Annotated in this window: 10 protein-coding genes and 1 other RNA gene; 5 read left to right on the forward strand and 6 right to left on the reverse strand. The window is 73.1% G+C overall.

All coding sequences use genetic code 11. From position 1 onward, the window contains the following. Positions 1-279: 279 nt before the first annotated feature. Positions 280-1,824, reverse strand: a complete 1,545-nt coding sequence (locus tag A4A78_RS04805) for an alanine/glycine:cation symporter family protein (protein ID WP_062947233.1) — start codon at positions 1,822-1,824, stop codon at positions 280-282. A gap of 220 nt (positions 1,825-2,044) precedes the next feature. Between A4A78_RS04805 and ffs the strand changes: the two genes are divergently transcribed. Further along, positions 2,045-2,141: signal recognition particle sRNA small type (gene ffs / locus A4A78_RS04810), an RNA gene on the forward strand. 219 nt (positions 2,142-2,360) lie between these two features. Next, positions 2,361-3,215 (forward strand): CPBP family intramembrane glutamic endopeptidase, encoded by an 855-nt coding sequence (locus tag A4A78_RS04815; RefSeq protein WP_062947234.1) that lies wholly within the window; start codon positions 2,361-2,363, stop codon positions 3,213-3,215. 15 nt (positions 3,216-3,230) lie between these two features. Here A4A78_RS04815 and A4A78_RS04820 read toward each other — a convergent pair whose 3' ends face one another. Then, a complete protein-coding gene (locus A4A78_RS04820; RefSeq protein WP_082835186.1) occupies positions 3,231-4,580 on the reverse strand; it encodes an MFS transporter in 1,350 nt (449 codons plus the stop codon). A 292-nt stretch (positions 4,581-4,872) separates the two neighbouring features. Between A4A78_RS04820 and A4A78_RS04825 the strand changes: the two genes are divergently transcribed. After that, entirely contained in the window at positions 4,873-9,711 is a 4,839-nt protein-coding gene (locus tag A4A78_RS04825) for a lamin tail domain-containing protein (protein ID WP_062947235.1), read from the forward strand. A gap of 218 nt (positions 9,712-9,929) precedes the next feature. Here A4A78_RS04825 and A4A78_RS04830 read toward each other — a convergent pair whose 3' ends face one another. Continuing rightward, positions 9,930-11,426 carry a dicarboxylate/amino acid:cation symporter gene (locus A4A78_RS04830; protein ID WP_062947236.1) on the reverse strand — a complete coding sequence of 499 codons (1,497 nt, stop codon included), beginning with the start codon at positions 11,424-11,426 and terminating at the stop codon, positions 9,930-9,932. Between the two features lie 295 nt (positions 11,427-11,721). On the opposite strand from A4A78_RS04830, the gene A4A78_RS04835 reads away from it, so the two are divergent. After that, positions 11,722-13,113 (forward strand): hypothetical protein, encoded by a 1,392-nt coding sequence (locus A4A78_RS04835; protein ID WP_231880839.1) that lies wholly within the window; start codon positions 11,722-11,724, stop codon positions 13,111-13,113. Positions 13,114-13,151: 38 nt separating this feature from the next. Here the strand turns inward: A4A78_RS04835 and A4A78_RS17750 are convergent, their stop codons facing one another. Next, positions 13,152-13,430, reverse strand: coding sequence for a type II toxin-antitoxin system prevent-host-death family antitoxin (locus A4A78_RS17750; RefSeq protein WP_156488554.1), 279 nt, complete (start codon positions 13,428-13,430; stop codon positions 13,152-13,154). 540 nt (positions 13,431-13,970) lie between these two features. Here A4A78_RS17750 and A4A78_RS04845 point away from each other — a divergent pair. Then, complete coding sequence (locus A4A78_RS04845) at positions 13,971-17,567, forward strand: DNA polymerase III subunit gamma and tau (RefSeq protein WP_062947239.1); 3,597 nt, start codon at positions 13,971-13,973, stop codon at positions 17,565-17,567. Positions 17,568-17,700: 133 nt separating this feature from the next. On the opposite strand, the gene A4A78_RS04850 is transcribed toward A4A78_RS04845, so the two are convergent. Then, positions 17,701-18,228, reverse strand: coding sequence for a GyrI-like domain-containing protein (locus A4A78_RS04850; RefSeq protein ID WP_062947240.1), 528 nt, complete (start codon positions 18,226-18,228; stop codon positions 17,701-17,703). A gap of 141 nt (positions 18,229-18,369) precedes the next feature. Beyond that, complete coding sequence (locus A4A78_RS04855; RefSeq protein WP_062947241.1) at positions 18,370-19,734, reverse strand: glycoside hydrolase family 125 protein; 1,365 nt, start codon at positions 19,732-19,734, stop codon at positions 18,370-18,372. Positions 19,735-19,876: the final 142 nt, after the last annotated feature.

Here is a 19,876-nt window from a genome sequence, read left to right on the forward strand (position 1 = left end):
CCCGCCACGGCGCCGCGCACAATTCTGCGCTCCCTGCGTGACCTCACGCCGTATACGGCCTCGAGGTCACGCAGGGAGCGCATCTGTGTGCGGCGCGGACGTCCGGGAGGGCGGCGAGGCGCGGCGCCGCTCAGTGGATCAGGCGAAGATCGCCTCGGGGAGCCTCGCCCCGCACTCCTGGAAATCGCCCCGCACTCCTGGAAGTCCCCGCGTGGACGGAGGAACGGCCGGCCCCGAGGACCGGCCGCTCCTCCGAGCGACGGCGGGTGGTGGTCCGCGTCAGCGGCCGGCGACCTTCTTCTCGAGGTCCTCCCCGGTCTCGCCCTGTCGGACCAGACCGTCGGCCCGCAGCTCCCAGAACTCGGCGTTCTTGATGCCAAGCAGGCGCGGATCGAACTGGGGGTCCTTGCCGGCCTTCTTCTGCTGCTGGTAGTCCTTCAGCGCCTTGAGCGCAGGGCCCTGGAGGATGAGGATCGCGACCACGTTCAGCCACGCCATCGCACCGACGCCGATGTCGCCGAGCGCCCAGGCGTTGCCCGTGGTGGTCACCGAGCCGTACACGACGGCCACGAGGATCAGCGCCTGCAGGAAGCGCACCAGGACGCGTCGCGCGGTGCGGTTGGGGATCCAGCGGTTGAGGTAGGTGAGGTTGACCTCGGCCATGTAGTAGTAGGCCACGATCGTGGTGAAGGCGAAGAAGAACAGCGCGATCGCCACGAAGGTCGGGCCCAGGCCGTGGAACACGGACTCGAAGCCGTTCTGCGCGAACTCGGGACCATAGTCGGTGCCCTCGGGGACCGAGCCGGCGTAGATCAGCTCCTCGTCGGGACCCTGGAACACCTGGTACATGTCGGTGGAGATGATCAGGAACGCGGTCGCCGTGCACACGAAGAGGGTGTCGATGTAGACCGCGAAGGACTGCGCGAAGCCCTGCTTGGCGGGGTGGGAGACCTCCGCCGCCGCAGCGGCGTGGGGGCCGGTGCCCTGGCCGGCCTCGTTGGAGTAGAGGCCGCGCTTGACGCCCATCTCGACGGCCTTGCCGACGATCGCGCCGAAGGCCGAATCGAGGCCGAAGGCGCTGGAGAAGATCAGGCCGAACACGTGCCCGATCTGGTCGAAGTTCACGAAGAACACGATCAGCGCGGCGATGATGTAGAGGATCGCCATGACCGGCACGACCAGCACGGCGAAGTGCGCGATGCGCTTCACGCCGCCGATGATGATGAAGGCCAGCAGGATGACAACGCCGACGGCGGTGACCCAGTGGGGCAGGCCCCAGGCCTCGTAGGCCGCGGAGGCCATGCCGTTGCCCTGCACGCCCGGCAGGAAGAAGCACATCGCCACGACGGTGACGATCGAGAACACGATCGCGTAGACGAGGAATGCCGGGGCGGCCGCGGTGTGCTTGAACGCCTTCTCGATGTAGTACGCGGGGCCGCCGCGGTACTCGCCGGTGTCCTTGTCCTTCTCCTTGTAGATCTGGCCGAGGGTGCACTCGACGAAGGAGGTCGCGGCGCCGAGGAAGGCGATCAGCCACATCCAGAACACGGCGCCCGGGCCGCCGATCGCGATCGCGGTGGCCACACCGCCGATGTTGCCCATGCCGACGCGTCCCGCGAGGGACATCATCAGCGACTGGAAGGACGAGGTGCCGTCAGGGGAGGCCTCGCCCTTCTTCAGCTGGGCCAGCATGTCGGGGATGCAGCGCACCTGCAGGAACAGGGTGCGCAGGGAGAAGTAGAGGCCTGTCAGCAGCAGCAGGCCCACCAGGGGGAGCGACCACACGAGGTTGTTGGCCCCGGTGATCAAGGTGTCGAAGAACATGGGATCTCCATGGGGAAGGGGAAGGATGGTCGCGGACGGACATCGGGCTCGCCTGTGAGCCCGGTCACCGACATCGCCGTGGAGGAACACTAGCGCGTCACAGCCCCGCAGACACGGCAAGAGATGTCCGTTATCCGACTGCAATGCGCGCGCAGCGGTGAATCCGGCGACATCCGACCGCTCCGGCATGACGAGGGCCGGGCTCGTCTGTAGACTCGACCGCGACCCCTCGTGCGGTGTCATCTTGCTGAACTCCCCCAGGGCTTGACGGCAGCAAGGGCAGGTGAGCTCTGACAGGTGCGCGAGGGGTCGCTTCATGCCCGGACGCAGGAGGGCCGACGGCCCTGCAGGTCCGGCCATCGGCGCGGCGCCTCCGGCCGACGAACGCGCCCCCGCCGCGCCCCGCCGCCGACGGGGGATGCCCCCACCTCGGCCCGGCGGTCCTCCCCGTACCGCCGCCCCGGGCGCGATCCCTAGCGTGGACGACGATGCGGAGCCCGCCCCGGGACCCGCGCATCCCTCCCCAGGAGCGCACGATGTCGACGCCCCCGGCAGTCGCCCAGTCCGTCCTCGCCCACTCGCTGCGCCGCGTGCTCGCCTTCCTCGGCATTGCGCTCGCCGTCTCGACCGCCCTCTCCCTGCCCTTCGCGTTCGGGGCCCTGCCGCCGGAGGCCGTCGGCCTCGCCGTGCCGCTCGCGCAGCTCTCCCCGCTGCTGGCCGCCCTGCTGGTGCGTCGACGCGGAGCGCCGTGGTGGCGCGCCCTCGCGCTCGGCGTCCCGTCCTGGCGGGCGCTCGGGATCGCCGCCCTCGCCGCGATCGCAGCATTCGTCATGGTGCCGCTGGCCAGGGTGCTGATCGGGCTCGGCGCCGGGGCGCCGCCGTCGGCCGATGCCCTCCCGCTGTCGTCCCTGCTCCTCGCCGTGCCGGCCGTGCTGGTGATGCAGTCGTTGTTCGCGATCGGCGAGGAGGCGGGGTGGCGGGGCTGGCTGCACGGCGAGCTCCGCCCGCTCGGCTTCTGGCCGATGTCCCTGCTCGTCGGGGTGATGTGGGCGGTGTGGCATGCGCCGATCGTGCTCGCCCTTGGCCTCGCGCCGCGCGAGGCGATCTCCTATCTGGGCACCATCGTCGCCGTCGCACCGCTGCTGTCCGCGCTGCGCGAGATCTCCGGCACCGCCTGGGCTGCCGTGCTCGGCCACGGTCTGCTCAACAGCGCTCGCGTCGCGATCGAGCAGAACGTGCTCGGCGCGCTCGAACCCGAGACCGCCTGGCTGCTGGACCTGAGCTCGTGGGCTCTGTGGCTCGCGGTCGCCGCGGCCGTGCTGCACCTCGGCACCAGGCGCCGCGCGACGACGCCCGGAGCGGTGTCCGAGGCCGGCCTGCCGGTGCGGTGAGCCCCGGGCACCCGCTCACAGGTGCTCGGCCGGGAGCTCCTCCAGGGTGCTCGCCCGCTCCTCCACGGTCGGGACCGACGGGGTCGCGGCCCGGGGATCGCCGAGCGCGGCGTTGACCAGCGCGGCGAGGACCACGAACGCCGCCGCTCCGGTGGGCAGCCACATCGCGGCCTCGGCCCCGACGCCGTCCGCGACTGCGCCGGTCAGCGCCGAGGTCGCGGACTGGCCGACGATCGTGGCCGAGCCGAGCATCGACATCAGCGTCGCCGAGCGGCCCTGCGGGGCACGGTCCGCGGCGAGGCTGTAGATCGTCACGATCGTCGGCCCGATGCCGATGCCCGCCACGGCCATCGCCCCGACCAGGCCCCACAGCCCGCCGGCGAGCCCGAAGGCGACCATCGAGGCGAGCATCAGCGCGGAGAACACCAGCCAGCGGGGGGAGCGGCGGAACCCCTCCGGGAACAGCGAGATCGACAGCGCCAGGATCGTCGAGCCGACGCCCATCACCCCGTACACCAGACCGGCGGAGTCGCCCGCGCCGCGGGTGTCGAGGAAAGCCGTCAGCGAGGTCAGCACCGTGCCGAAGAACAGGCCGACGCCGAGCGCCCCGGCGACCAGGACGAGCACCCGCGCGGTGCGGAGCTCCGCGGCGGGCGCCTGCTCGGTCGGCGACTCGCTGCTGGGCGCGGAGGCGCGCGCGGTGGGATGCAGCGCGAAGGCGGTGACGAACACGAGGGTCAGCAGGGCCGCGCCGATCATCGGCGCCGCGGGGGACATCGTCGTGGCCAGCAGGCCCACCACCACGGGGCCGAACACGAAGGCAGTCTCGTCGGCCGCGGACTCGTAGCCCATCGTGGCGTTGAGGCTCTTCGACCGGCGCGCGACGGGCAGGCGGGTGAGGATCAGGTGCACCAGGCGGGTGCGCGAGAACGGGCCGATCTGCGGGGAGGACGCGCCGATCACGAAACCGACGGCGAGCACCGCGACATCGGGCAGCGGGCTGAAGGCCACCCAGGCCAGGCCCATCAGCGCCAGCGAGTTCACGATCCCGGCCACGAGGATCACGCGGCGCTGGCCGAAGCGGTCCGCGGCGGCGCCGAGCAGCGGGCCCACCAGCGCGGAGCCGAGGCCGAGCACGGCCGAGTTCAGCCCGCCGAGCGCGATCGAGTCGCGGGCGGCGACGACCAGGGTCAGGGTGCCCACGATCATCATCGCGAAGGGGAAGCGGGCGATGAAGGCGATGGGGAAGTAGGCGGTGCCCGCCTCGCGGCGCAGAGTGGTGGGGGCGGGGGTGCCTCGCGTCGGGCCGTCGACGGGCTGTGCGTCGTCGGCGCGGGGCTGCGGGGCGGTGTGCGGCGTGGTCATCGAACCTCCATGACGGTGGTGCCGCCTTGGACGATCCACGTCGTGGACCCGAGGTAGATGCACCCGGGAACCCGCCGGAGCGGGTGGGGAACGCATCGATCCTACGCGGGACGCGCGGGCGTGACCAGGGCGGGGGCAGGCGGGGTGCGAGGAGTCACCGGTGACCGGATCGAGACCGGTCCGCAACGGTCGCGCCGGGTCCGGGACACCCTCGCGTCATGCGCCGTTCGCCTTCGCCCCGTACCCATGGGAGCGCTCCCACATTCTGCTCCGCGCGACCTGAACGGACATCATGACCACTCGCCCCTCCCCGTCCCTGCGACGATCCCCTCGCCCCGGTCCTCGCTCCGCGACGACCGACGGCACGGCGCCCTGCCGCGGCGTCCCGCTGCGCCGCGCCGGCATCGCCCTGCTCGCCGGCACCGCCCTCGCCCTCGGCCCCGCCGCCCTGCCGCTGACCGGACCGCTCGGCGTCCTCGCCGGCAGCACGGTCCCTGCCGCGCAGGCCGCCCCTGCCCCTGGCGGCTCGCTGCTGGTCACCGAGATCGCACCGGACACCGTCGGGGCCGACGAGTTCGAGTTCCTCGAGCTGACCAACACCTCGACCGAGCCGGTCGTCGTCGGCGGCGAGGACGGCCACTCGCTGAGCTACATCTACGCCGACAGCGCCGACACGTCCCGCGACGTCCCGCTCGCCCTCGAGGAGACGGTCGAGATCGCCCCCGGCGACTCGCTCGTGCTGTGGCTGAGCTACGAGGCGAAGGACCTGGACTCCTTCGCCCGCACCGTGGAGGAGTTCCGCGCCCGCTGGGGCGCCGCCGAGGACGTCGCCGTCGTGCGCGTGACCGGCCAGCCCGGCATGGCCAACGGCGGCGGCCGCGGCGTGCGGGTGCTCGACGGCGCCGGCGCCGAGGTCTCGCGGAGCTTCTACCCCGCCGGCTCCGTCGGCCAGGACCTCAGCGCCCACTTCGCGCTCCCCGCCGCCGACTCGCTCTCCGCGACCCTGTTCGCGAGCGCCGCCGCGCCCACCCCGGGCACCGCCGAGGACGCCCAGCTCACGCCCGCCGAGCCCGAGCAGCCGGAGGAGCCCGCCGAGCCCGCGGCTCCGCCGGCCGCTCCGCCCGCCGACTCCCTCGTCGGCCACCTGCAGATCACCGAGCTGGTCCCCGACTCCACCAACATCGACAGCGCCGACGGCTACGAGTTCATCGAGCTGTACAACGCGACCACCGCCCCGATCTCGATGGCGGACTACGAGCTGCGCTACCTCTACACCGCCGACGGCGAGTCGATCACCAACGCCGCGGACTGGCCGCTCAGCCCGTCGGACGCCGTGATCGAGCCCGGCGGCACCCTGGTGATCTGGGTGCGCAACGGCGCCAACGACGCCGCCACCGCCGAGGACTTCGCCGCGAACTACGGCGTGGACCCCTCCTCCCTGCATCTCGTCGAGACCCCCACCGCCGGGATGGCCAACGGCTCCGGGCGCGGGCTCGAGATCCGCACCCGCGCCGGCGACAGCGTCCACCGCGCCTTCTACAACCTCTCCGGCGCCGACGACACCCAGCCCGACCAGGGCATCCAGTACCGCACCGGCGACGGCGCCGACGGCGAGCAGCCCGACTTCTCCCGTGCGGCGAGGACCGGCCTCGCCCCCGCCACCCCCGGCGCGGTCGACCCCTCCCAGGTGCCGGCAGAGCTCGTCGACGTCCCTGCCGACGAGCAGGCCCCCGTGGTCCGCGACCTCAGCCCCGCGGAGCTGGACCCGTCGGCCGATGCCGTGATCAGCCACGAGGTCACCGACGACGTGCAGGCCCGCACCGTCACCCTCCACCTCCGCTCCAGCGCCGAGGACGAGTTCACCCCGATCACCGTGCGCCGCACCGAGGGCGACCGCTTCGACCACGCCATCCCCGCCGCGGACCTCACCGGCAAGCGCTGGTTCGAGTACTACGTCGTCGCCTCCGACGGCACGAACGAGACCCGCACCGAGCCCACCCGCGTGGCGCTGACCGGCGTGGACGCGGCCCCGCTGCGCATGAACCTCGCCGAGGGGCAGTACGTCTCCGGCACCGCCTCCGTGTCGGTGGCCGGGGACCAGTACCCGGCCGAGACGACGGTGAGCATCGACGGGACCGAGCGCAGCGACGTCGTCCCCGCGCTCGAGGCCGCACCGGTCTTCGCGATGGACGTCTCCCAGACCGACACCTTCTTCCGCAACGGCGTGCTGGTGGGCGACGAGATCATCTCGATCTTCGACGAGGGCACCTACGCGAACTGGGTCGGCCACGACGCCGAGGTGCCGCTGCAGCACGTGGTGCGCGGCGAGCCGCTGACGGTGACGGTCGCCGCCGGCACCAAGGCGTATCCCGGCATCGACGAGAACGAGAACAACGACGACTTCTCGATCCGGAACCTGCGCCTGATGCTGCCCGACGGCCGCACCCTCCGCCCTGTCGACGGGGTCGACCCCGCCGAGATCATCGCGATGGGCGACTCGGCCGGCAAGCACGACCTCTACGACGCCGCCTTCGAGATCCCGGAGGACGCCTTCACCGCGCACGCCGTCGCCTGGGACACCACCGCCGTCGCCGACGGCGAGCACGTGCTGGTCGGCGCCGACGGGGACGGGAACCGGGTCGAGCGCACCGTGCTCGTGGACAACACCGCCCCGACCATCAGCACCGGGATCGAGGACGGCGCCGACTACCAGGGCAGCTTCTCCCTGGACGTGACCGCGGAGGATGCCGGCAGCGGCCTCGCCTCCCTCACCGTGCTGCTGGACGGCGAAGAGGTCCAGCCGGGCGAGGAGCTCTCCTCCCTCACCCTCGACCCGGGCGAGCACACCCTGAAGATCACCGCGGCCGACGAGCTCGGCAACGAGGCGACGCGCACCCTCGCCTTCACCACCCCCGTCGAGGACCCGACCGCGACCCTCCTCACCGAGGACGGCCTGACCCTGCCGGTGTGCGAGGCGCCCGATCTCGCCGCCCGCGTCACCGACCCGTCGGGCGACCGGATGGACGTCTCCTTCCGCGCCGGCACCTCCGCGTCGCTCGCCGACGGGACCGTCGCGGGCACCGCCGGCGAGGTGCGCGACGCCGACGCCGCCGAGCGCGAGGGCGAGGCCCTCACCGGCGGGCAGACCACCGCCTCCAAGGACGCCCTGCCCTTCCACGAGTTCGCCGTCGACGTCCCCGAGGGGGCGGGAGAGGACGCCGAGGTGCACGTGACCTGGGAGGGGAGCGCCGATCCCGGCGCACGGGTGCGGCTGCTGGTCGAGGAGACCGCCGGCGGCGAGCTCGTCGAGGTCGCCCACGCCTTCGCCGCCGAGGACGGCTCCGTCGCCTTCGACGAGGTGGTCCCCGCCGCCGGGCACGTCGCCGGCGGTCAGCTGCGCGCCGTCGTCCAGCACTCCGTGGGCTGGTCCGGGGAAGACCTCTCCTCCCGCGGCGACGCCGTCGCCCCGCACCATCCGGAGGCCACCGCTCGCTCCGACTACGACTTCACGCTGGCCTGGGAGTCCGACACCCAGTACTACAACGAGGAGTTCTACGAGCACCAGCTGAACATCCACGAGTTCCTGCTCGAGCAGCGCGAGCCGATGAACCTGCAGTACCTCTTCCACACCGGCGACATCGTGGACGAGTCCGACAAGCCCGAGCAGTGGGCGAACGCGAACCCGGCCTACGCCCAGCTCGACGAGGCGGGCCTGCCCTACAACGTGCTGGCCGGCAACCACGACGTCGGCCACATGGACGGCGACTACACCGAGTACTCGACGCACTTCGGCAAGCACCGCTTTGAGGACAAGCCCTGGTACGGCGGGTTCTACGAGGACAACCGCGGCTCGTACACCCTGTTCAGCGCCGGCGGCGTCGACTTCATCGTCGTCTCCCAGGGCTGGGGGCCGGGCGATGCGGAGATCGACTGGATGAACGAGGTGCTCGCCCAGTACCCGGAGCGCACCGCGATCATCAACCTCCACGAGTACATGCTCACCACCGGCGGTCTCGGCCCGATCCCGCAGCGGATCCAGGACGAGGTCGTGGCCACGAACCCCAACGTGTCCATGGTGATGAGCGGGCACTACCACGACGCCCACACCCGCGTGGACTCCTTCGACGACGACGGTGACGGCACCGCGGACCGTGAGGTCACGCAGATGCTGTTCGACTACCAGGGCCTGCCGGAGGGCGGTCAGGGCTTCCTGCGCCTGCTGCACTTCGACAACGAGGGCGAGCGGATGATCGTGCGTACCTTCTCGCCCTCGCTCGAGCAGTACTCGAGCGACGACGCGACCCTGACCCCCGAGGACCAGGACTTCGAGGTCTCCTACGCGCAGCTCGGCATCGACCCGGCCGACAAGGAGCTGACCACCGAGGCCTTCCGCGCGGACGTGCTCTCCTCCGAGGAGTTCGCCCAGGTCCAGGACGTCGCCTCGGGCGAGACCGTCGAGGCGGACTCCGCGGTGCTGGGTGCCGGGACCCACTCCTGGTACGTGCGTGTGACCGACCCCCACGGCGGCGTGGCCCAATCCGAGGTGCGAGAGCTGACGCTGACCGGCGACGCGGCTGGCTGCGAGGGCGGCACGCCCGGCGACGGCGGGGACGGGTCCGACGGCGGCTCCGGCAGTGAGGGCGGCTCGGGCAACGATGGCGGCTCCGGCGAGCCGGGTGGCGGCGGCCAGGCCCCGGGTGCCGGTGACGGCTCCGGGAGCGTGGGCGGCTCGGAGGGCCACGACGGGAACGGCGGCTCCGACAGGAACGGCGGCTCCGACGGGTCGGGCGCCGGTGACGGCTCCGGCGGGAGCGGCGGCGCGGACGGTGCCGCGGGGTCCGACGCGAACCCCTCGGGCGCGACCGGGTCCGATGCGACGGGATCCGATGCGTCCGAGCCCGGCAGCGCTGACTCCGGTGCGGCCGGTTCCGAGGGCTCGGCGGCGGCCGACGGCTCCGGTGCGACCGGGTCCGGCAGCACCGCGGACGGGGCCGGTGAAGGGCCGGCCCAGGACGGTGCCGTGAGCACCGGATCGCTCGCCCGCACGGGCGTGGAGGCGGCGGGACTCGCCGCCCTCGCCCTGGCCCTCACCGGTGCCGGGATCGCTCTGGTCCGGCGCCGCCGGGCCTGAACGCCCGCCCGAGAACCGGTGATGCCCTGTCCCTCCGTCGAGGGGCAGGGCATCACCGTCGGATGCGGCTCACGCCGGCGCTCCTCGGCGCCCACCGGCACCCGCGGCTGACAACAGACGAGTCCCTGGCGTGACCTCACCCGCTGTACGGGGTCGAGGTCACGCCAGGGACTCGGAATTGTGCGCCGGCGGTGCCGGCGGCGCAGGTGCTGGCCGGGTCAGGCGCGGGTGCCGGCCGCCTCGTGGGCGTCGGTCGCCTCGGAGGCATCCGTCGACGCGGCGGTGGCGTCGTCGGACTCCGCGCGCTCCGCGGCGTCGGCCTCGTCGGCCTCCGCCTTCTGCTCGGCCTGGATGGCCTGGAAGGAGGTGCGGGCCGCGGCGTCGTAGGCGTCCTGGTCCAGGATCTTCTCGCGCTTGGCGACGATCACGCCGACGAGCGACTGCCCGGTGACGTTCAGGGCGGTGCGGCCCATGTCGAGGATCGGGTCGATCGCGAGCAGCAGGCCCACGCCCTCGAGCGGGAGGCCCAGGGTGGAGAGGGTCAGGGTGAGCATCACGGTCGCGCCGGTCATGCCCGCGGTCGCGGCGGAACCGAGCACGGAGACGAGCACGATCAGCAGGTAGTCGGTCACGCCCAGCGGCACGCCGTAGAAGTTCGCGACGAAGATCGCGGCGAGCGAGGGGTAGATCGCGGCGCAGCCGTCCATCTTCGTGGTCGCGCCCAGCGGGATCGCGAAGGAGGCGTAGTGGCGCGGGACGCCCATGCGCTCGGTGACGGTCTGGGTCATCGGCATGGTGCCCAGCGAGGAGCGGGAGACGAAGCCCAGCGAGGTCGCCGGCCACACGCCGCGGAAGAAGGAGCCGATGGACAGGCCGTTGACCTTCAGCAGGATCGGGTAGACGACCAGCAACACGATCAGCATGCCCACGTAGACGTCGAGGGTGAACACGCCGAGCTGGCCGATCGCGTCCCAGCCGTAGGAGGCCACGGCGTTGCCGAGCAGGCCGATGGTGCCGATCGGGGCGAGGCGGATGACCCACCACAGCAGCTTCTGGACGATCTCCAGCGCGGAGCCGGTGACCTTCAGGAAGGGCTCGGCCTTCTCGCCGACGGAGAGCACGGCGATGCCGACGGCGATCGAGATGACGAGGATCTGCAGGGCGTTGAAGCTCAGGGAGACGGAGCCGTCGTCACCGGCCGAGCCGGTGATGCCCAGGAAGTTCGAGGGGACGAGGCCCGTGAGGAAGTCGAGCCAGCCGCCCTGGGTGGAGGAGGCCTCGGCGGAGTCCGCGGAGACCTGCGAGTTCGCGCCGGGGGTGGTCAGCACGCCGAGGGCGATGCCGATCGACACGGCGATCAGGGAGGTGATCCCGAACCACAGCAGGGTCTTGCCGGCCAGGCGCGCGGCGTTGGTGACGCCGCGGAGGTTGGCGATCGAGGTGATGATCGCGAGGAAGATCAGCGGCGGGACCAGCGCCTTCAGCAGCGTCACGAAGATCGTGCCGATGGTGTCCAGCGTGGTGGTCAGCCAGTTGGCGCCGTCGGGGTTCGCCTCGGTCTCGGCGACCGGGCCCATCTGGGCGGCGACGAGGCCGAGGACGATGCCGAGGACGAGGCCGATCAGGACCTGCCAGCCGAAGGGGATGCGGGCGATCGCGGTCAGCGGGTTGCGCGACCGCGTCGAGGCCGAGGAGGAGGTGGTTGATGTGCTCACGAGCGGGACGCTACGCGCTCATGCTCCCAGGTTCAACAATATTGCTATGCGGTCACATTAGCGCAGCTATGGGGTTGTGTGCTGCTGCCAGGCACTGGAGGAGGGAAGGGGTCGAGCGATGCGTGCCTGGGACGGCGCGGCGGCGGAGCCGTGAGGGCCTGGCCGACCGGAGGGAGCGCCGCCGACGGCGGGCCGGCAGGAGCCGTGCGGTCCTCGGCCGATCGGAGGACCTCGAGAAGGCGGGAACCGACCTGCGGAGGATGTCTGTCGCGAACAGGCCTGGCACGGTGGAACCATGTCTCGCACACCTGTGGACCACGCCGATCCCGCCTCCCCGGACGAGGCGCTGACGCGTGCTGCCGGTCCGGCGGGCGGCGCCGACGGGATCACCGAGGAGACGGAAGGGACGCAAGGAGCTGCCGAAGGGGCCGACGGGACGGCGGACGGCGCCGACGGCGCGGCCGACCGGCGCGACGAGAGGACCGACGCCGCCAAGGAGGGGGACGTCCCCTTCGGCGAGCAGCCGGCGACCCGCTTCGCCGCCGACGTCGAGTACAGCGGCCGTGCCGGTGACCACGACTATCTCGTCCGTGTGCGCCATCGCCTGCTGGACACCTCCTTCACCGTGGTCATCGACGGGATCGAGCACGACCCCAAGGTCGAGGAGAAGGCACGGAAGGCCCGGGAGAAGCGCGAGGCGAGCGACGGCGACGCGACCGGCGACGACGCGACCCGCGACGATGCGACTGATGACGACGCGGCCGACGACGATCTGCAGTTCGGTCTCGACGAGGGGTTCTCCACGCTGCGCTGCACCGTGCGCCGTCGTCGCGAGGACGGCGAGGTCAAGGACTGCGAGGTGCTCACGATCCGCACCGCAGGACTCGGCGGCGCCGGCGAGGTCGAGGTGCGCCACGGATTCCGCACCACCCTGCTCGTCCCGACCGAGGGGTCCCCGTCGGCCCTGCGCGATGAGAAGCGCACCGCCCATCCCACCCGCTACGCGCTGATTGCGGCGCTGGCGAAGGCGGGGAAGTTCCTCATCCCCCTGCTGGGCCTCGGTGCGCTGTTCAGCGGGCTGCTCGACCCGGTCAAGGAGTGGGTCGAGGCACGGATCCGGCCCGTCGTCGACGCGATCGCCCAGGCCACCCAGCCGATCCGGGACTGGATCGGAGAGGTCACGCGTCCGGTGCGGGAGTTCCTCGACGCCCTGCTGAGTCCGATCCAGGAGCTGATCGCCGCGATCCTCCGCCCGATCGGCGAGGCCGTGCGCTGGCTGCTGGACCTGCTGCCGGACGTCGGCCTCCCCTTCTCCGTGCCCGGCTGGCTGGTGGACGTGCTGGTGCCGGTGATCGTCGTCATCGCCGTGTTCACGGCGACCCACCGCGCCCTGCGCACGCGCCGCGAGAGGCTGGCGGAGACGGCCGAGGGCGCGGGCTCGGACGACGACGCCGGTGCATATGCCGCGAGGACGGGCGGTGCGGATGTGGACGCCGCGGGCGGTGCGGATGTGGACGCCGCGGACGGGGCGGATGCCGAGACGCCGAGAAGCGCGGACGCGGACGTCGCGCCGGGGAGCCGAGCGCACGACGCAGACGGCGACTACGGCGCAGAGCCTTCGGGGTCGTCGCCGTCGGAGGTCGAGGTCGAGGGCCGCTCCGCGGGCGAGCACAGCACGCAGAGCTGATTCCCGTCCTGACCGGGCAGGCAGGCCCGGCGACCTGGTCAGAGGAACTCGAGGAACTGCCTGTTCTCCGCCATGATCTCCTCGAGTCGGGTGCGCGGTGGCCGAGCGTACGGCTCGTCCCCGAGAGCGGTGCAGGCGCGGTCGAAGAAGTCGGCGGACACCAGCACGCCGCGCGCTCGTGCTCCGCGGCTCATCACCGTGACGGGCTGACGGTGCGAGAGCTCGAGGAGCTCGCTCAGCCTCGTGCGGAACTCCGAGGCGGTCACGATCTTCGTGGTGACCGCGGCCTCGATCGCGGTCAGTGCAGGCGGGCCCATCGCCGGCCCGTCAAGCGGGGTTCCGATCGCGTCACTCACGTACCTCGCGTGGCCAGTGCCCGCCGTGCTCGTCTCGTCGGCACGATCCGGCTCGTCCGCTGTGTCCTCCCGATTCGACCCGTCTGCCGCGTCGATGCGTTCCGACAGCTCCACCTCTGCTTCCCATGCACTCTCTGCCATGCCGCTCATCCCCTGTATCTGTCGTGTCTCAGAGGGGGAGTCTCGGACATCTGGGCGGTATCGGCTCCGCATGCGGTGTCTGTTGTGGAAAAGCACGTACATGACGTACGTGATGTACGCAGTTTTCTGGAGTACCCGTGCTGTGCTGTGCCGGGATGTCGCCGCCGCGCGTCGTATGACCGACGAGTGCTGGCGGATGTACTGGCGGATGGCGGTCGCCGGCGCTGGAAGGTCTCCGCGAGGTGACCGCCGCCCGGCGTCGACGAGGGAAGCCGTGACGTCTCCTCCACAGTGCGGGGTTCTCCACGAGGATCCTCGTGACGGTGGGGGAGCGTGGGTGGCCTCGACTAGCCTGTCGGGGTGGCCACCGCTCTGTACCGTCGTTACCGCCCGGAGTCCTTCGCCGAGGTGATCGGCCAGGACCACGTCACCACGCCCCTGAGGCGTGCGCTGCGCGCGGGCCGGGTCGGGCATGCCTACCTCTTCTCGGGGCCTCGCGGCTGCGGCAAGACGACCTCCGCCCGCATCCTCGCCCGCTGCCTGAACTGCGAGCAGGGGCCGACGGACACTCCCTGCGGGACCTGCGACTCCTGCCGCGACCTCGCCCGCGGCGGCGCCGGCTCGCTCGACGTGGTCGAGATCGACGCGGCCAGCCACGGCGGCGTGGACGATGCCCGCGAGCTGCGCGAGCGCGCATCCTTCGCCCCGGTGCGGGACCGCTTCAAGGTGTTCATCATCGACGAGGCCCACATGGTCACCTCCGCCGGCTTCAACGCGCTGCTCAAGCTCGTCGAGGAGCCGCCGGACCATGTGAAGTTCGTCTTCGCGACCACCGAGCCGGACAAGGTCATCGGCACGATCCGCTCCCGCACCCACCACTACCCCTTCCGGCTCATCCCGCCGCAGGTGCTGGGCCCCTACCTCGAGGAGGTCTGCGCCGCGGAGGACGTGCAGGTCGGCGAGGGCGTGATGCCGCTGGTCGTGCGCGCCGGCGGCGGCTCCGCCCGTGACTCGATGTCCGTGCTGGACCAGCTGATGGCCGGCGCCGGCGAGGACGGCCTGGACTTCCCCACCGCGATCGCGCTGCTCGGCTTCACCGACACCGCCCTGCTCGACCAGGCGGTCACCGCCATCGCCGAGCGGGACGCGGCCGCGCTCTACTCCGCGGTCGAGCACGTGCTGGCCACCGGCCACGAGCCGCGCCGCTTCGTCGAGGACCTGCTGGAGCGGATGCGGGACCTGATCGTGCTCGCCGCCGTGCCGGACAAGGGTGCCGATCTGCTCCCGCAGGTCCCGGCCGGCGAGCTCGAGCGGATGCTGGGCCAGGCCGCGCAGTTCGCCCCGGCCGATCTCTCGCAGTGCGGCGACCTGGTCCACGAGACCCTCTCGACCATGAGCGGCGCGACCTCGCCCCGTCTCCACCTCGAGCTGCTCGCGGCCCGGCTGGTGCTGCGGGACGAGCGGGCGGCGCTCGCCGCGGCCGACGCCCCGGCCCCGCAGGGCGGAGCGCCCCAGAGCGGCGCCGGTGCAGGCCGCGGCGCGCAGGACCGCTCCGGTGCCGCGCCTACCGGCGGCGGGGGAGGCCGCGAGGAGGCCCGACGCATCGCCCAGGAGCGCGCCGAGGCGGCCCGTCAGGCACGCGGCGGCGGGCGCCCCGCCCCCGCAGCCGCCCCCAGTGCGCCGCCTGCCCCGACGCAGAGCGCGCCGACGCAGGACGCCCCGGCCGCCGCACAGGGCGGGAGCACGCAGGGCGAGCCCACGCAGACGGCACCCGCCCAGGACTCCTCCTGGGGCGCGCTCGCTGGTGCGGGTGCGGGTGCTGGCCAGGCCTCGGGCGAGGAGCGACGAGAGCCGCAGGCCGGGCAGGGAGAGCCCGGCGGCCCGGGCGCTCCGGCACCGTCGGCCCCGGCATCCGCCGGCGCCCCGACGGCTCCGCAGGGCGGACCGACAGGTCCGCAGGGTGGACCGGCCGGACCGCAGGGTGACCAGTCCACGCCCCATGGCGCGGGCCCCGCACCGCAGGGCGAGTCGGGCGCACCGCAGAATGCTCCGGCGGCGCCGCAGGGTGCCCCTGCCTCGGGCGGCGGGCTCGATGCCGACGCGGTGCGCGGGCACTGGTCCGCGATCCTTGACGAGCTGCAGCAAATCCGCCGCCCCAGCTGGGCCCTGATCTCGCAGAACGCGCATGTCAACGGCGTGAACGGCAGCACCCTCGTGCTCGGATTCCGCACCGAGGGTCTGGTGAGCGCCTTCCGCCGCGGCACGGCCGCGGAGAACCTCGCCGACGCCGTCCGACGCATCATGCACATCGACGTCATGGTCGATGCCGTCGTCGGGGAGGATCCCGGCCCCGGCAGCGCCGGTCCCGGTGGTGCAGGCCCCGGCGGAGGCGGCCCCGCAGGGCCGGGCTCCGCCGGCCGAGGCCCGGGCGGGAACGGTCCTGGCGGTGCCGGGCCGGGGAACGCCGGCCCCGGCGGCCCGGCCGACCACAGCGGCCCGGGCGGCTCGGGCGGTCCTGGCGGGTCGGGTGACTGGGCTCCCCGCGGACAGGGTCCCGTCGGGCAGAACGCTCCCGGCCCGGGTGGGCAAGGAGGCGGAGCCGCCGGCGGTCCGAACGCGGAGGACCCGTCCGGCCGCCAGGCTCCGCGGAACGGGGGAGCGTCGTGGGGAGACGCCGCCTCCGCGATGGCGCCGCGCGAGTCCGCGCCCGCCGCCGCACCGTCCGCGCCGGGCTCCGCAGCCCCGTCGGCAGCGTCCTCGGCGGCGTCGACCGCCCAGTCGGCCGCCCCGTCGGCGGCGCCCGTCGGCGGCGACGGTCCCGAGCGGCAGGAGCCCACGTCCGTCGGCCAGCGCGCCTCGGAACGCGCGATGGCCGCCGCTGCGCGCGCCGCGAGGAACGCTCCGGCCGGACCCTCCTACGCCCCGGCCTACGACTTCCCGCCGGAGCCCGACGACCCCTACCCGCCGGACCCTGAGGAGTACGGCCCGCCCGCACAGCACCAGCCGCCCGCCGCGGCGCAGGGCGGAGGCCGCTGGTCGGAGGTGCTCGAGGACCGCGGCGCAGGAGCCGGCGCCCGCGCCGACACGGCCCGATCCGCCGCGGCGGCCGTCCCGTCGGCACCGCCGGCGTCCGGGGCCTCCGCGGCCACGGAGTCGGCAGCGGACGATGCTCCTGGCGGGGCACGGCCGGGCTCCGCGACGGCCGGGCCGCCGCCCGAGGTCGAGGACGAGGGACGCGACAGGCTGCCGGCGGACGAGCCCCGCACCTTCGGCCAGAACGCGCTCAAGCGTGCCCTGGCGGAGGGTCGCGTGGTCCGCTCGCTGCCCGCCGCGCACCTCGCACAGGGGGCGGACGCCTCCGCCCCGGTGCCGGGCGAGGCCCCGGTCCAGGAGCCGGAGGACGTGGCGCGGAGCGGTGACATGCCGCGTGAGTTCACCGCGGCCCCCGAGGTCGCCTCACCCACCTCACCCGACACCGCCCCGCCGGCCGGGCTCGGCCGCGCCGTCCCGCACAGCGACGGCGCCCAGCCCTCCGGCCAGGACGCCCCGGAAGGTGCCGACGGCTCCGCCGCCGCACGCGCGACGAGCTCCTGGGGCGCCGCCGCGTCGGTCACCGGCACCGCCTCGGGATCAGCACCGGCGGCCTCTGCGGCGCCGTCGGCCCCGCCCGCCGCAGCTCCCACCGCCGCACCCGCCGCACCGCCCGCGGCGGACGCGCCGCGCAGCGGTGCCGCGCTCGTCCGCGAGGCCGCGATGGCGTCCCGCACCGCAGGCCAGCGCCTGCGAGGAGGGCGAGGCCAGACGGATCAGGCACCGGAGGCCGATCCGGACCCGACCGGCGGCGCGACCCGGGACGACGAGGACGCCGTCGTCGCGACCCGGAACGGCCGCGAGGTGATCGAGAAGATGCTCGGCGGCAGGGTCCTCGAAGTCATCGACGAGACCCGCCCGCGCTGACCCGGCGCACGCGGGACAGCCCGCGCTGAGCCGAAGCAGGTCGTGCCGGATCGCGCCGAGCGGAGCCGACACCGCGGAGCCGACCGCCTGAGCGGGCGAGCACCGAAGCGGCGCGCGCCCTTCCGGGCGTCGCTCAGCCGCGCGGCTCGAGCAGGGAGAACAGGTCCGTGCGCAGCTTCGCCGGGTTCATGTCGGGATGCGGCTCGGTGACGTAGAACTCCCAGAACGGGTACGTCATCTGCTCGTCCGACTCCCCGACCTGCTCGGTGAACGCGCCCCACTTCTCCGCGAGGCCGCCGTAGGCGCCGATGTGCGAGATCCAGGCGATGCGACCGCCCGGGATGCTCGACCCGATGACCTCGTAGCCGCTGGGCAGCTCGAGGGCCTCGGTCAGCGGCGCGTCCACCGGGAAGCCCACCTCGAGATCGGCCGTCGCGACCGGCGCTCGGTGGTGCAGGGAGAACGCGGGGCCGATCGGGCGGATGCCCTGCGCCGCCAGCGCCTCGGCGAGATGGGAGAACGTACCGTCCATGAGGGCGGGCATGTCGTACATCGGGAAGTCGTGCTGGACCACGACCGCGGTCATGACCTCGGGAGCCTCCGTGATCCGGCAGGAGGTGGCGGGCTCGGCGGCGTCGTACGGGGCGGGCATCGGCGACATCGGGACTCGTCCTGTTCGCGGTCGGCGGGGGGCCGAGCAGGATGGCGACGGCCCGGTCAGACGCTATCGCGGCAGGCTGGACGCCACCAGCACCGCCAGGGACTGCCGCCCTCTGCGGTGGATCCCCGTCATGCCCGGGGCTCAGGCGCGGGAACCCGCCCCCTCGTGCGTGCCGGATCGATCCCGCAGGACGCCGGCCAGATCCAGCGCCAGCTCGCAGAACATCGAGTTCGACCAGGAGAACCACTCCCGCGTGAACACCGACGGGTCGTCCACGTGCACGCCCTCGTGCATCATCCCGGTGCCGCCGTCGGTGCGGATCATCAGCTCGAGCAGACGCAGCTTCTCGCCACGCTCCGCGCTGGTCAGCCCCTCGACCGCGAGCGCGATCGGCCACACGTGGTCCTTCGGGGTGTGCGGGGAGCCGACGCCCTCGAGGTACAGCCCCTCGTAGTAGTACGGGTTGCTGCGCGAGAGCACCGCGGCTCGCGTGGCCAGGTACAGCGGATCATCCTGCGCCACGCAGCCCAGGTACGGCAGGGCGAGCAGGCTCGGCACGTTCGCGTCGTCCAGGAACCGGTGGTCGCCGCGGCCGTCGATCTCGTAGGCCCAGACCTGCTTGCCCGTCGGCCCCTCGATCGTGCCGTGCTCGACCAGCGCCGCACGGATCTGCTCCGCCCGGTGCCGCGCCTCGTCCGCCTCCGCCGGGGCGTCCGCGACCTGCTCCAGCAGCTCAGCGAGACGCTCCAGGGAGAGGGCGAGGAAGTGGTTGCCGGGGATGTTGTAGCCCAGCTCGCAGGCGTCGTCCGAGGGGCGGAAGCCCGCCCACACCAGACCGTTCGGGGTGGTGAGGGAGCCGCGCCCCTCCCGGGCGAGGGTGTCCTGGGCGGGCACGCCGGAGCGTCGGAAGAAGTACGCGGAGCGCTCCTCGTGGTGCTGCTCGGCCCGGACGGTGGAGAGGATCGCGCGGGCCGCGGGCAGGAAGCGCTCGTCGGCCCAGGAGGTGTCGCCGGTCGCCCGCCACAGCCGCCAGGCGAGGTCGGGGCCGTAGGAGAGGGAGTCGAGCTCGAACTTGCGCTCCCACGCCCAGGGGTTGTCGCGCTCGGTCTCGTCCGCGTCCCAGTGGGAGGAGTCCGGGGCGCGGTTGAAGGCGTTGGCGTACGGGTCGATCTCGAGGTACTGCCAGTGGCGGCGCAGCAGTCCGGCGAGCAGCGCGACCAGCTCGGCACGGTCCTCGTCGGCCCCCACCCCGGCGACCACGAGCCGCAGCAGCGGCGTCACCTGCGCGGCGGAGTCCCGCAGCCACATCGCCGGGATGTCTCCGGTGATCACGAAGGTGGTGCCGTCCTCCTCCACGCTCACCGTGGTCTCGGAGGTGTTGCGCAGGTACGCGACCACGCGCTGCGCGATCACGCCGACCAGCGCGTCGGAGGCACCGAGGTCGGCGAGTCCCTCGAGCACGCGCGCCTGCACCGCGTCGAGGAGGGTGTCGGGAAGCCTGGCCATGGTTCTCCGCATCGAGAGTGGGTCGGGATCGTCAGCGTAGCGAGGTCTCGCACGCCCGGTCCGGCCGTCCGCGAAGCGCGCAGCGATCCACACCACCCGCGATCCACACCACCTCGGCGCCGTCGCCGCACGTCGGCCCCGG

It is taken from the genome of Brachybacterium sp. sponge, from assembly GCF_001613775.1.
Lineage (GTDB): Bacteria > Actinomycetota > Actinomycetes > Actinomycetales > Dermabacteraceae > Brachybacterium > Brachybacterium conglomeratum.